13 protein-coding genes are annotated in these 13754 nt (G+C 56.2%); 8 read left to right on the top strand and 5 right to left on the bottom strand.

Features of this window, described 5'->3' with window-relative positions; genetic code table 11:
* Positions 1-5: 5 nt before the first annotated feature.
* From nuoH to AC6IY8_RS05665, 6 genes are read left to right on the top strand one after another with little or no spacing between them, the layout of a single operon-like run.
* Positions 6-1079 (top strand): NADH-quinone oxidoreductase subunit NuoH, encoded by a 1074-nt coding sequence (gene nuoH / locus AC6IY8_RS05690; RefSeq protein ID WP_497777753.1) that lies wholly within the window; start codon positions 6-8, stop codon positions 1077-1079.
* A 22-nt stretch (positions 1080-1101) separates the two neighbouring features.
* Positions 1102-1599, top strand: a complete 498-nt coding sequence (locus tag AC6IY8_RS05685) for an NADH-quinone oxidoreductase subunit J family protein (RefSeq protein WP_497777752.1) — start codon at positions 1102-1104, stop codon at positions 1597-1599.
* The gene (gene nuoK, locus AC6IY8_RS05680; RefSeq protein ID WP_497777751.1) at positions 1596-1904 is read left to right on the top strand and encodes an NADH-quinone oxidoreductase subunit NuoK; all 309 of its coding nucleotides are present in this window, start codon (positions 1596-1598) and stop codon (positions 1902-1904) included. The genes AC6IY8_RS05685 and nuoK overlap by 4 nt, the downstream gene beginning before the upstream one ends.
* On the top strand, positions 1901-3922 hold the full coding sequence (gene nuoL / locus AC6IY8_RS05675) for an NADH-quinone oxidoreductase subunit L (RefSeq protein ID WP_497777750.1): 2022 nt from the start codon (positions 1901-1903) through the stop codon (positions 3920-3922). The genes nuoK and nuoL overlap by 4 nt, the downstream gene beginning before the upstream one ends.
* Positions 3919-5475, top strand: a complete 1557-nt coding sequence (locus AC6IY8_RS05670) for an NADH-quinone oxidoreductase subunit M (RefSeq protein WP_497777749.1) — start codon at positions 3919-3921, stop codon at positions 5473-5475. Before nuoL ends, AC6IY8_RS05670 begins: the two co-directional genes overlap by 4 nt.
* Positions 5476-5477: 2 nt before the next feature.
* Positions 5478-6932, top strand: a complete 1455-nt coding sequence (locus tag AC6IY8_RS05665) for an NADH-quinone oxidoreductase subunit N (protein WP_497777748.1) — start codon at positions 5478-5480, stop codon at positions 6930-6932.
* 57 nt (positions 6933-6989) lie between these two features.
* On the opposite strand, the gene AC6IY8_RS05660 is transcribed toward AC6IY8_RS05665, so the two are convergent.
* The 5 genes from AC6IY8_RS05660 to AC6IY8_RS05640 form a co-directional block, all read right to left on the bottom strand.
* On the bottom strand, positions 6990-8159 hold the full coding sequence (locus AC6IY8_RS05660; protein ID WP_497777747.1) for a YncE family protein: 1170 nt from the start codon (positions 8157-8159) through the stop codon (positions 6990-6992).
* 196 nt (positions 8160-8355) lie between these two features.
* Positions 8356-8679 (bottom strand): ATP synthase F0 subunit C, encoded by a 324-nt coding sequence (locus AC6IY8_RS05655; RefSeq protein WP_497777746.1) that lies wholly within the window; start codon positions 8677-8679, stop codon positions 8356-8358.
* A gap of 128 nt (positions 8680-8807) precedes the next feature.
* Positions 8808-9536, bottom strand: coding sequence for a F0F1 ATP synthase subunit A (atpB, locus tag AC6IY8_RS05650; RefSeq protein ID WP_497777745.1), 729 nt, complete (start codon positions 9534-9536; stop codon positions 8808-8810).
* 22 nt (positions 9537-9558) lie between these two features.
* Positions 9559-10083, bottom strand: a complete 525-nt coding sequence (locus AC6IY8_RS05645; RefSeq protein WP_497777744.1) for an ATP synthase subunit I — start codon at positions 10081-10083, stop codon at positions 9559-9561.
* Positions 10070-10333, bottom strand: coding sequence for an AtpZ/AtpI family protein (locus AC6IY8_RS05640; RefSeq protein ID WP_497777743.1), 264 nt, complete (start codon positions 10331-10333; stop codon positions 10070-10072). Before AC6IY8_RS05640 ends, AC6IY8_RS05645 begins: the two co-directional genes overlap by 14 nt.
* Positions 10334-10415: 82 nt before the next feature.
* Between AC6IY8_RS05640 and lysS the strand changes: the two genes are divergently transcribed.
* Both lysS and AC6IY8_RS05630 read left to right on the top strand, forming a co-directional pair.
* On the top strand, positions 10416-11966 hold the full coding sequence (lysS, locus tag AC6IY8_RS05635) for a lysine--tRNA ligase (protein WP_497777742.1): 1551 nt from the start codon (positions 10416-10418) through the stop codon (positions 11964-11966).
* Between the two features lie 263 nt (positions 11967-12229).
* On the top strand, positions 12230-13699 hold the full coding sequence (locus AC6IY8_RS05630; RefSeq protein WP_497777741.1) for a pyridoxal phosphate-dependent decarboxylase family protein: 1470 nt from the start codon (positions 12230-12232) through the stop codon (positions 13697-13699).
* The last annotated feature ends 55 nt before the right edge of the window (positions 13700-13754 follow it).

The raw sequence follows: 13754 nt of genomic DNA, 5'->3' as shown, positions 1-13754 counted from the left end.
CTTTCATGAGCGCTTTGACATTCTTAATTGTCGCGGTCATCAAAATCGCCATCACTCTTGGCGTTCTGCTTACCGTTGTTGCCTATACGGTGTGGCTCGAGCGCAAGGTTGTGGGGCATATGCAGAATCGCTGGGGACCTCAACGCGTGGGCCCCTTCGGACTGTTGCAACCGCTTGCTGATGGCATCAAGTTCCTGCTTAAGGAAGACCTGACGCCGCCCTACGTCGAGAAGAACATCTATCTTCTCGCGCCGGGGCTCGCGCTGATCATGGCTCTTACCTCGATCGCCATCGTGCCCATCGGTCCCGTTATTCATCTGTTCGGCATCAGCACGCCGGTACAGATTACAGGCGTTGTCGATGCTTCAGGACAGCCCAGCGACATCAATGTAGGACTCCTGATCATACTTGGAATCACGTCGCTCGGTGTGTACGGAATCGCACTTGCCGGCTGGTCATCGAACAGCAAATATTCCCTGCTAGGCTCCCTGCGTGCTTCCGCCCAGATGGTAAGCTACGAAGTTTCGCTCGGCCTCTCTCTGGTAGGCGTGCTTCTAATGTCGAGCACCCTTAGTCTCAACGGCATAGTGCACGCGCAACTCGGCACTTGGTTCGGATTCATCCCCCAATGGTTCATCTTCAAGGGCCAGATCGTTGCCTTCTTCGTGTACATCATGGCGGCGTTCGCCGAAACGAATCGCATTCCCTTCGATCTGCCGGAAGCGGAAACCGAACTGGTCGCGGGATATCACACTGAGTACAGCGCCATGAAATTTGCCATGTTCTTCATGGCCGAATACGCGAATATGGTGACAGTAGCCTGCATCGCCTCGGTCATGTTCCTTGGAGGATGGAGCGGACCGCCGCTGCCGTTCCTGCCGGGATTCATACAGGCATTTCTGCCGTTGATCTGGTTTTCGCTCAAGATTTTCTTTTTCCTGTTCCTATACATCTGGATTCGCGGCACGCTGCCGCGTTTCCGCTATGACCAGTTGATGGCCTTCGGCTGGAAGTTCCTTTTCCCGCTGGCGCTCGCAAACGTGGTTGTCACAGCATTTATCGTGGCAATGCGGGCATGATGGCCGGAATGGAAACTGCTTAATGCATCTTTTTCTCTTCATATTGTTCGCAGCGTTCTGTGCTGGTGGGGCGATCAATCTTCTGATCCAGCGCAAGACCATCAACAGCGCACTGTCGCTCATCGTCGTGATGGGATCGCTTGCGCTGATTTATTTGCTGCTCGGTGCCGAGTTTGTCGCCGTCGTGCAGGTGATCATTTATGCGGGCGCCATCATGGTGCTCTACATCTTCGTCATCATGCTTCTCAACGCAGGGGCCGAAGAATCCTCGAAGGGTAGCGAGGTGGCGAAACTCTTTGGTATTCCGGGATTGTTCGCGGGTGGCATCATTGGCATCTGGGTTTTGCTACAACATAGTCCGCAGGAAAAAGGTATTCCTATAGGCAAGCTTTATGGCCCTGCCGATCAGGTAGGCATGATGCTCTTCACCAAATACCTGCTCGCTTTTGAAGTCACCAGCATTCTCGTTCTCATCGCAATCATGGGCGCCGTCGTTCTCGCCCGTAGGAGTAACTCATGAACGAGATTCCCATCTCCTGGTACCTGCTGCTGAGCGCGTTTCTTTTTGCGTGCGGTGTAACCGGATTCCTGATTAAGCGCAACATCATCACGCTCTTCATGTCGATCGAGCTGATGCTCAATGGCGTGAACCTATCGTTCATCGCCTTTGCGACGCGCCTCGGAACCCTGGACGGGCACATCTTTGTTTTCTTTGTCATGGTCGTTGCCGCTGCCGAAGCTGCAGTGGGTCTGGCTATCATCATCGCTGTCTATCGCACGCGTGAGACTCTCAACGTCGATCGGGTGAACCTGCTGAAACTATGACCTCATTGAATCTGCCCTTCTGGCAACCTTGGCTCATCCCGTTTCTGCCCTTGGCGGGCGCGCTGATCAATGGACTTATCGGTAAGCGTTTCACCAAGTCCATGGTCGCGACCATCGCACTGCTCTTCACCGGAGCATCGTTCCTCATTGCGTGCGCGCATGCCTATGTGCTCCTGCACTCCGGAGTCGATGCGATCGAGAGCACGTTCGGCACATGGATTCGGGCTGGCAATTTCTCCGTTGATTACGGTATCTACATCGACCATCTCTCGACGGTGATGATGCTGGTCGTGACCGGCGTTGGCTTCCTGATTCACGTGTACTCGGTCGCATACATGGAGCATGAAGGCGGTTACTACCGCTTCTTCACCTACCTGAATCTCTTCATGTTCTTTATGCTGACCTTGGTGCTTGCCAACAACTACCTTCTGATGTTCGTGGGCTGGGAAGGCGTGGGGCTTGCGTCCTACCTGCTGATCGGCTTCTTCTTCCTGCGCGACTCGGCAGCGAACGCGGGCAAGAAAGCATTCATCACCAACCGCGTTGGCGACTTCGGATTCCTGATTGCGCTCTTTCTGCTCATTCAGCATTTCGGAACCCTGCGCTATGCGACCGTGTTCGACATCGTCTCGCATTTTCCGACTGAAGCCACGGCCGGAGTTCTCACAGCAATTGGCCTTCTGATGCTGGTGGGCGCATGCGGCAAGAGCGCTCAAATCCCGCTTTACGTTTGGCTGCCGGACGCCATGGAAGGCCCAACGCCGGTATCCGCGCTGATTCATGCCGCTACGATGGTCACGGCAGGCGTCTACATGGTGTGCCGCTCTAACGCCATCTTCAGCCGCGCTCCTATCGCGTTGCTCGCGGTTGCAATCATTGGCACTCTGACCAGCTTCTTCGCTGCGACAATCGGAATCACGCAGACAGACATCAAGCGCGTGCTCGCCTACTCGACAGTGTCACAGTTGGGATACATGTTCATGGCTGCCGGAGTGGCGGCCTACTCTGCCGCCGTCTTCCACCTGATGACGCACGCCTTCTTCAAGGCGCTACTCTTCCTCGCTGCGGGATCGGTCATTCACGGCATCGGTGGCGAACAGGACATGCGCAAGATGGGCGGCCTTCGAAAGTACATGCCTTGGACCTTCTGGACCATGCTGATTGCGACCATTGCAATCGCTGGCATTCCGCCTTTCGCTGGATTCTTCTCCAAGGATGAGATCCTTTGGCAGGCATTCAGCAGTCCGCACGGTAGCAAGATATTCTGGGCCGTTGGCATCGTCACCGCGTTCATGACCAGCTTCTACATGTTCCGGCTCGTCTTCCTCACCTTCTTTGGAGAGTATCGCGGCGATCACGCCGATAATGCTCATGCAGCTCACGCCGCAAACCACTCTGATCATCACCATGCGCCTCACGAATCACCGTGGATGATGCTTGGTCCGCTCGTGATTCTTGCTGTGCTTTCTATCGTGGGTGGATGGGTCGGAATTGGCAACCGCTTCGAGCACTTCCTGGCACCAGCCATCCAGAAGGTCACGGCCGAACAGCACGTCGTGCAAAATGGCGAGGCAACCGCTACTCCAGTCAGCGAAGGAGAAGGTGCCGCCGGCGAGAGCAAGACTACCGAGCACATTCTGATGGTCACCTCTGTGTTGGTCGGGCTCGCTGGTCTTGCATTGGCCTGGTTCCTTTATGTCAAACGGCCGGAAGTGCCAGAGAGGATCGCAGCCAGTGTGGGAGGCTTATACCGCCTTGTGCTCAACAAGTACTGGATCGACGAACTCTATGGCGCAGTGATCATTGGCCCACTGGTTGCTCTCTCGAGAGTGGTGCTCTGGCAATCTCTCGACCAGAAAGTCATTGACGGATCTGTGAATGAGAGTGCGGTCGCCGCTCGCGACGTCTCACAGGTTGTTCGCCAACAACAATCCGGCCTAATTCGCAGCTATGCCGGATGGGTTGCAGCCGGAGCAGCAGCGGTAGTTGCCTACATGGTCTGGATGGGAACCCGATGAACGTATCGACACTCAACCCTTGGATTCTCACACTGACGACGTTCCTGCCTGCGCTCGGAGCGCTGCTGATAGCGTTCCTGCCGCGTCGCGATCGCGATATTCGCTGGTTTGCCCTGGCCATATCCATCATCACGTTGCTGGTATCACTGCACTTGCCCGCGCACTATCGCGAGGTCGCCCCCACCAACTCCGGCAGCTTTGCCTACGAGCTGAACCTGAGCTGGATCACCAGCCCGAACATTCGTTACCACATCGGCATTGATGGCGTTTCCCTCTGGCTCGTCATACTAACTACATTCCTCGTGCCATTCTGCGTACTGGCTTCGTGGAAATCGATCCATGAGCGCGTGAAGGAATTCTTCATTCTGCTGCTGCTGCTCGAAACAGCCATGATCGGCGTCTTCATCGCTCTCGACCTCTTCCTGTTCTACTTCTTCTGGGAAGCCACGCTGATTCCGATGGCACTCATCATCGGTATCTACGGACACGGTCGCCGAGTGTATGCCGCTGTGAAGTTCTTCCTTTACACGATGATCGCATCCGTCTTCATGCTCGCCTCGATCATCTGGCTCTATGCGCAGTCGGGCACGTTCGACTTCAGCGAGATTCAGCATCTGCTCGCAACCGGGGCAATCGCGCTGCCTGGGCACACCGCGCTCTGGCTCTTCTTGGGATTCTTCGTTGCCTTCGCCGTCAAGGTGCCGCTCTTTCCGCTGCACACGTGGCTGCCTGACGCTCACGTCGAGGCACCAACTGCTGGCTCGGTCTTGCTCGCTGGAGTGCTGCTGAAGATGGGAACGTACGGCCTTTTGAGATTCAACATTGGCCTGTTCCCTGCCGAGGCTCACCGCAACGCGCCGTGGATTATCACGCTGGCCATCATTGGCATTGTCTATGGCGCTCTCGTCGCACTCGTCCAGCCAAACATGAAAAAGCTGGTGGCCTATTCCTCCGTCAGCCACCTTGGATTTGTGGTACTCGGCCTCTACAGCTTTACCCAGACTGGTATGGACGGCGCCGTTTACCAGATGTTGAACCATGGCATCTCCACCGGCGCGCTCTTCCTGTTGCTTGGTATGGTTTACGACCGGCGACACACCTATGAGATCAAGGAATACGGCGGCCTCGCGACTCCAATGCCGGTGTATGCCACACTGTTCCTGCTCATCACTCTATCGTCCATCGGATTACCTCTGATGAACGGGTTCATCGGCGAATTCCTGATCCTGAGTGGAGCCTTCCAGGCAAAAGCAATCTACGGAATCATCGCAGCCACAGGCGTAATCTGGAGTGCGTTCTACATGCTCTGGCTTTATCAACGCACGTTCTACGGCACGGTCACTGTTCCTGTAAACGAGACCTTGCCCGACATTGATACGCGCGAGCGAAGCATTCTGTGGCCTCTCGCCGTACTCGCGCTGCTCATGGGTGTCTTCCCTAACTTCTGGATGAACTCAATCGATCGCTCCGTAGCCGGAATTTTGGCAATGCAAAACCAGACTGTTCCGGCCGCTGCGCAAACAGTAACGACGTCCTATACGGTGCTCAAATAGCCATGCCATCAGCTACTGACTACATTCGAATTCTTCCTGAGATCGTCCTGTCTGTCTGGGGCATGATCGTCATGTTTGTCGAGGCCTTGTTGCCCCCGGGTCGCAGCCGAAAAGGGTTGGGAGTGTTTTCCGGACTAGGCGTAATCGCAGCCATCGCCGCAACGGTCTACCAGGCACAGCCACAGTTCGCAGGCTACGGATTCAACCAGATGCTGCGCGTCGATCACTTCAGCGTCTTCTTTCATCTGATCGTCCTGCTGATCGCACTCTCTACCATTCTGATGTCGCTCGACTACCTGCCCTTCCAGAGGATCGATCACGGCGAATACTACGCGTTGATTCTTCTCGGAGCTGTGGGCATGTGCCTCATGTCCTCGGGAGTGGAACTCGTACTGATCTTTATCGCCCTGGAAATCTCATCCATCTCGAGCTACATCCTTGCGGGCTTCCGGCGTCATGCTGCCGAGAGCACCGAGAGCTCGCTGAAATACTTTCTGCTCGGATCCTTTGCGACGGCATTCTTCCTTTATGGAGTTGCGCTGCTGTACGGCGCAACAGGCTCTACGAACGTCTTCAATATTGCCAACGCACTGAACGGAGCCCCCCGGATCGAGCCTCTGGCCTATGTCGCTGTGGCGCTCATCTTTACGGGCCTCGGATTCAAGGTGGCCTGCGCTCCGTTCCACATCTGGACGCCCGATGTTTACGAGGGCGCCCCCTCGCCCGTCGTGGCCTTCATGTCCACGGCACCCAAAGCTGCTGCTTTTGCCGTGCTCATTCGGCTGGTGATCGACACCGCATCGCCCCACTGGTTCTGGGTAATCTGGATCGCGGCGGTACTGTCGATGTGTGTCGGCAACCTCGGAGCCATACTCCAGAGCAACGTCAAACGCATGCTGGCCTATTCCTCCATCGCGCACGCAGGATACCTGATGGTTGCATTCGCCTCGGCGAGCAATCGTGAACTGGGCATCTCGGCCGCGATGTTTTACTCCGCCGCTTACGCTGCGATGAACGTAGGAGCCTTCGCCGTCATCACTCAGATGGCTGGGAGCGGAGAACGCTTTTCACTCATCGACGACTACTCAGGACTTGGCAAGCGATCGCCGTTGCTCGCAGCAGCTCTCACGTTCTTCCTGCTTTCGCTCATTGGTATCCCGATTACCGGCGGATTCTTCGCCAAATTTTATGTTTTCAGCGCCGCGCTTAGAACTCACCTGGTGTGGCTCACAATCATCGGCGTGGCCAATAGCGGTATGGGATCGTACTACTACCTGCGTCTTATCGTGCGCATGTATATGTTCGAGCCACGAACCGACACGCCCGCTCCCAAGGTTCGCTTCGGGGTTGGGATGGCGATTGCCATTAGCCTGATCGCTACACTCTGGCTCGGAGTACTTCCCAATGTGATTCTGCATTACACGCAGAGCGCACCGACTATTCTCGCCAGCCACTGATCACGAGTCTGAGATAGACACAGAAGCCCCGGACATCCGGGGCTTTTCTTTACACCTCTATGGAATGTCGGCCTCTGCCTCAATCTTCTCAACCGACCGCCCCACCTGATAAACCGACACATTTTCATCGTTCAGAATCGCCAGCTTCGAGCCATCAGGCGACAACGCAAAGTCGTACGAGTAATGAGGCAGTGGAGAGATTGCAAGCGTGTGCGACCTTCTCTTCTGTGCGAGATCGTAGATGATCAACGTGAGCTTCGTCAGGCGAGAATCGGCAAGTCTATATCTCTGCAGCGAGATTGCCAGATATCTTCCAGTCTTTGATACCGAGCATTTTGACTTCACTGCTCCTTCCGAGGAAGGAAAGTGATCTTTCATAACCACCCGACCGCCGGACACATACGAGAAGTCGTTGCAAACATAGACGAAGGCATCATCAGCTATCATCGTGAACACATCAGGTGAGTAGCAGCTGCGGCCCGGACGTTCCCACATAAGCCGCCACTTCCCGCTTCCAATCTCTGTTACAAACACGCGATCGTGATGGTGCTCTGGCTTTACGTATGCAATAGCCCCATCCGAAAACGAATATGGCACATTACGCAACGATGGCTCATCATTCCATGCATCCCTCAAGCGAAACTTCTGAGTTTCGACGACACTGTATTGCCCAAGATTTTCGTTGTGATCGTAATCAAGGTGATAGTTGTTAAACAGCACCGAACGCTGGCTTGCCGATACCTGTATATCCCATTCATGAGCCTCTCGCTCTTCGTTGCGAATGGGAGGGATTGGCAGAGGCAGTCTCTTCAGCTCGCGCATCTCTTTCGTGAGTAGCCTGACAGAATCTCCCGTGCGCACGATGACCCCGCCGTCGTGTACCAGGATGGCTGAGCCCGTAGCTCGCGTACCCCACTCATGGGTACTGAACACGCTCCCGTCCTCCACCTCAAGCACTAACCCCCGGAGTCGATACGGGCTTGAGATGTCGGGTGATATGCGGAACGAGAGCTGCCTAAGATCCACGTCCACGTGGTGAACAATCAATCTGTCGTCATCCAGAAACGCGATTCCACTCTGCTCCCGGCTCTCCCAGAAGCGCTCAGTCAGCTTCGCCTCGACCGTTTGGACAACGTCGCGGCTCCAGAGCTGCGCCGGAATCGTACTTTTCAACTCCTGTGGGTAAGCGAAGGCGCTAACGAAAACCGCAAGCAGAAGGATCAGCACTCGCCTTCCCTCCACCCCTCGGCAACCATGAATTCTGCACCACCGCTGCAGAGATGTCGAAACCAGCCTCACCCGATTCATTGCGGAACGGATGCCCTATCGGCTTGTACCTGTTGCACGACTTTCGCGCGGCGAGATGTCAAATTTCATGCAAAAGCCCCCGCCGCAGCGGGGGCATGCTAGAGGTTTGAAGCTGTTAGCGAACGACCTTCGCGAACACCACAACCAGGGTGAACAGCACGAGGGATTCGACGAACGCCAGACCGAGAATCATTGCAAGCTGGATACCGGCGCGAGCAGCTGGATTGCGGGCCATGCCTTCGCAGGCAGCGGCGGCGATACGGCCCTGGCCAAGGGCGGCCAAGCCGGCGGCGATCGCCATAGCGAAGCCGGAGGTGAGTGCGACCCAGTTGACGCCAGCGGCGCCGGCGGCGGCAGCGGGTTCACCCTGTGCAAAAACCGGGGTCGCCAGTATCATGACAGCCAAAACGGAAAACAGTACGAACAGCTTCTTGCTCATTGTGTTTGCTCCTTCAGAATTCGCCGCCAGTGGGTGGTTGACGATCCGCGCAATGGGAGGCCCTCACGCTTGCGGCGTACAACAAAACTCATTCAGCCAGAAACTCAGGCTGATTACTGCAACTCTGTTTAGTGTTCGTGCGCCGTTGCTTCGCCCAGATAAACCATTGCGAGCAGCACGAAAATGAATGTCTGGATCAGCGAAACGCCGAAGTGCAGTCCAAGGAAGATGACCGGCAAACCAATCGGCACCAGCGAGAAAAACACCAGCGTCACCATGTCGCCCGCAAACATATTGGCAAAAAGACGGATGGTAAGCGACATCATGCGCGCCAGATGGCTGCAGACTTCGATTACAAACATCAGCGGAGCCAGCCACCACACGGGACCAATGAAGTGCTTGATGTATCCTGGGCCATTCGCGCGCAGTCCATGAAACTGGTAGAAGACCCACGTCACAATCGCGCATCCGAGCGGCACCACAGGCACGCCCGTCGGGGTTTCGAAGAAAGGAATCAACCCAATGAGGTTGCACAGAAGGATGAACAGTCCCAGCGTGATCAGGTACGAAAGATAACGCTTGTTGTCGTGCCCAATGATCTCTTCGCTCTGCGCGTCCATGAAGTTGTAAACCGACTCCATCACGTGCTGCAGAGTATTTGGTTTTTCCACCGAAAGGCTGGCGCGAACTACGAGGAAGAAGACCAGCAGAATGAGGAACACCAGGATCTGCATCGCAACGTGATCCGGGATCGGGGCCGAAGGATGGGCAGGATGGATCCCCAGCGCATTGAGCAGCGCGGTGACAGGACCGGCAAGCAGATGATTCAGTATTGCAGTAAAGGGCAGCTGGTGCATTGGATGTCTTGTATTACCCCAATCAGGATGGTCGCCGAGCATTGGCGACAAATTCGTAAACGGCCTCGCACATCATAGCCACGACAGGCATTGCCAACCCTGTCAGGAACCCCACCAGGCCGCGAACAGAACACGTAAAGATAACATACGCGAACACTGCTATCAAGAAGATACGGCCTACGCCACGGGCCACAATGCCTCCGCCGCGTTCGTTCGACTTGATCTTCACGATCCTCTCGCCGATTGCGTTTACTGATGAAGCGAGCCAGCGGAAGTTGATCCATCCTAGCAGCGTCCCAACTATCATGCCCACGGCAAAAGCCCAGCCTAGCGGCCACGCCACAGCCACTGTACAGATTGCACCCGCAACCAGGATCATCCGTTCTACCCGCCGAACCGTCAGGCCAAATGCCGCCATCTCAGGCGCGGAAGCCTCGCCCCAACCTCGCTCCGGAGATTGCTGCCAGTCTTCCGGTGCCAATTCGGCGGGCTCTTCCGGTATTCCCGTCGCTGGCTGCTTTGGATCCTGGGCGTCAGCGTCGGTCACTTGAGCCGTCCTTCTTTTCATCTTCGGCACCTGCGCGTAACGCTCTCCGAATCATCGACACGAACCCGGATATCGCGCCCAGGATGATGCCCGCTAGGTAGAGCCAATGGGTGTGCAGGAAGTGGTCCGCGGCAAGTCCCATCAGGTAGCCCACGATCACCGCAGCCGGAATCATGAAGCCTATTTCCGAATACCGCGCTAGCACGACCCAAGGGCTCTCTTCCCGCTTGTCCGATTTCTGGTCTTTCATGGCCGCACTCTCATTTCGAGTCATCCGCCCTCATAGAAGGCAAATCACAGCTTCTGGTCCTCTGCTGTTATACAATTTTCCTGTGTCCCTAGACGAAAACATTTATCAGCTACGCAAGCAAAAGCTGCAGCAGATCGAGGCTCTCGGTCAGCCTGCCTACCCGCATAAGTTCAACTGTACCCATCAGGTGCCTCAGATTCTGGCTGAATACTCTGCCAGCACGGGCGAGCAACTAGAGGCCGAGCGCGTGAATGTCTCGGTTGCCGGACGCCTAATTGCCATACGCATGATGGGCAAGGCGAGCTTTGCCCACCTGCAGCAAGGTGGCGAAAAGCTCCAGGTCTATGTCAAGAAGGACGCCGTCGGAGACATGCTCTGGGATCTCTATAAGCTGCTCGACATCGGCGACCACGTTGGCGTCAAGGGCTATCTCTTCCGCACCCGCACTGGAGAGCTCAGCGTTCACGTCGAGGATCTCACCTTCCTCTCCAAGGATCTTCTGCCGATGCCGGAGAAGTTCCACGGCCTCACCGACGTCGAGTTGCGCTACCGCATGCGCTATGTGGATCTCATCGATCCCGAGGTTCGCCAAGTCTTCGCAAAACGCGCCCGAATCGTGCAGTCGATCCGCCGCTTCTTAGATTCCCGCGGCTACATCGAAGTTGAGACGCCGATGATGCAGCCCATCGCCGGAGGCGCTGCAGCACGGCCGTTTGTGACGCACCACAATACGCTGGATATCGATCTCTTCCTGCGCATCGCGCCTGAACTTTATCTCAAGCGCCTTGTCGTTGGCGGCCTCGACCGCGTGTATGAAATCAATCGCAACTTCCGCAACGAAGGGGTCTCGACGCGTCACAACCCTGAGTTCACGATGCTCGAGTTCTATCAGGCTTACTCCGACTATCACGACCTGATGGATCTCACCGAAGAGCTTCTGAAGCAGGTCGCTTTGGACGTGAACGGAACCTTGGTCAACAAGTTCGGTGAACGCGAAATTGACTGGAGCAACTTCCAGCGCCTCTCCATGCGCGAAGCCATCATCAAGTATTGGCCTGAAGTTGCCGGTGAAGCGCCCACGATGGAACACTTCAAGAGCAGCGAACAGATTGAGCAATTGGTGCGACGTCTGCAGCGCGCGAAGGTTCAGATCCCTTACGATCCCAACGAACCTGCCGGACGCGCAATTGCCGACATGTTCGAGGCCGTAGCAGAAGAACATCTCTGGCAGCCGACGATGATCTACGACTTCCCTGTCGCCATTTCCCCGCTTTCCAAGAACAAGCCCGAGGAGCCCGATTTCGTCGAACGCTTCGAGATCTTCGTAGCCGGAATGGAGTTGGGTAACGCCTTCAGCGAGCTCAACGATCCTGAGGAGCAGCGACGCCGGTTCGAGCAGCAACTTTCCGAGCGCGAGCGCGGCGACGATGAAGCCCATCAGATGGACGAAGACTACATCCGAGCGCTCTCCTACGGTATGCCCCCGGCTGCAGGCGAAGGCATCGGCATCGATCGCCTTACCATGATGTTGACCGGATCCACTTCCATTCGAGACGTGATTCTGTTCCCGCAGCTTCGCCCTGAAAAGAAGGACGCAGAACGAGCTGAAGCCGCCGGCTCCGAACAGGCGTAAGTGTGAGCGGCGCTGCAAGCCACTGCAGCGCCGCTCACAAACCTTGCACAGATCCCCCTCCACTTGAGAACAGGTGTCTCTAGGCCACCTTTGGGCTAAATTCCTCGTTTTCCGCCCTCAGAACACCCCCTCCCTCGATTATTTGCATCTATTTGCATCGATTTCCCCGCGCCATGATCTACTATTAGCGCATGGCCAGCCACCGCCAGTTGGGGTTGAGCTATTGAGTGGTTTTGTCCGGGTGATGAAGAAGCGAGTACCCAATGGGATTTGACTTCAGCAGTGAAGAACGCCGAGAGCTCGGCTATCGGCTTATCGATCGAATCGATCAGTATTTCTCTTCCCTTAACAATCGAGCCGTCCAGCCTACCGCCTCTGAGCGTAGCGTTACACACGTGCCTCAACCGTTGCCCGAGTTGGGCTCCGACGCTGCGTGTGTTCTCGATGATCTCTGCAAGGAAATGATCGACAAGGGATTCCACATTCCTGCGGCCAACTACTTTGGCCTGATGAATCCCACTCCCACCTACATGGCGGTTTTGGCGGAAGCCCTGGTTTCAGCACTCAACCCTCAGCTTGCTTCCCTCGCCAGATCACAGTTTGCAAGCACACTCGAGGCCGAAACGGTTGGCTGGGTCGCCTCACGCTTCGGATGGCACAAAAACATAGGCGACGTTTCCGCTCCGCCGGACGCGGTCCCCTGCGATGGCACTTTCACGAGTGGTGGAAACGAAGCCAACTTCACCGCGCTAGCACTCGCTATCTGCAATCAGTTCCCGCACGCAATTGAGGACGGAATTGCCACGATCGGCGCGCGTCCGGTGTTCTATGCTTCCGCCGAATCGCACCATTCGCTCGAAAAATCGGCAGGCTTGCTAGGCTTGGGTCGCAAGGCGCTCCGCCGGGTTCCGGTTAACGATAGTCTCCGGCTCGACACCGCTCGTCTCATCCTGCAGATTGAGGCCGATTACGCGTGCGGCTTTGTTCCCTTCTGCATTGTCGCCACAGCGGGCACAACCAGTTCCGGAGCCATCGACGACCTAAACGCTCTGGCCACCATTGCCGAGCGCTATGGGCTTTGGCTGCATGTGGATGGAGCTTACGGTGCCGCCGCTGCATTCAGCGATCGCTACCGCCATCTACTTACCGGCATTGAACGAGCCGACTCGATCACGGTCGATCCTCACAAGTGGCTCTCCATGCCGTTTGCTGCCGGACTAATCCTGACTCGCCATCCCGCGCTCCTCGAGAAGACCTTCTCCGTATCGTCGCCTTACATGCCGAACATCGCGCGCCCAAGCATGATCGACAATTTCAAGGTAAGTGCGCAGTGGTCACGTCGCATGAATTCCCTGAAGCTCTGGCTCACGCTGCGCGTCCACGGTCGCAAGGCTTATGAAGAGATGATCGAGCGCCAAATGGAACTCGCCGCCCAGATGTGTGATTGGTTCAACGCTTCCGAGTTCTTCGAACTTGCGGCGCCCCAGACCCTCCCTGTTCTAAATTTCCGCCTGCGCGGAACGAACTCGGCGGATGCAGAAGCCGCCCACCAAGCATTTATCGACGAGTTCAATCGCGACGGCCGCTACTGGATCAGTCGCACGCATGTTCGGGGTGAGAGCGTGCTGCGCATGATGATCATCAGCTATCTGAGCACGTCCGAGCACCTTTCGGGACTGCAGAAGGCACTGATGGCTGCTGCCGAACGGCTTGCGGTACATCCTGTTGGATAGGGTTATGTAAAATCAGGGCTCGCGAGAACCGATGCTCCCGCCGCAGGGCCCCTGT

It is taken from the genome of Koromonas soli, from assembly GCF_059726265.1.
This window is presented reverse-complemented; position numbering and strand designations above follow the sequence as displayed.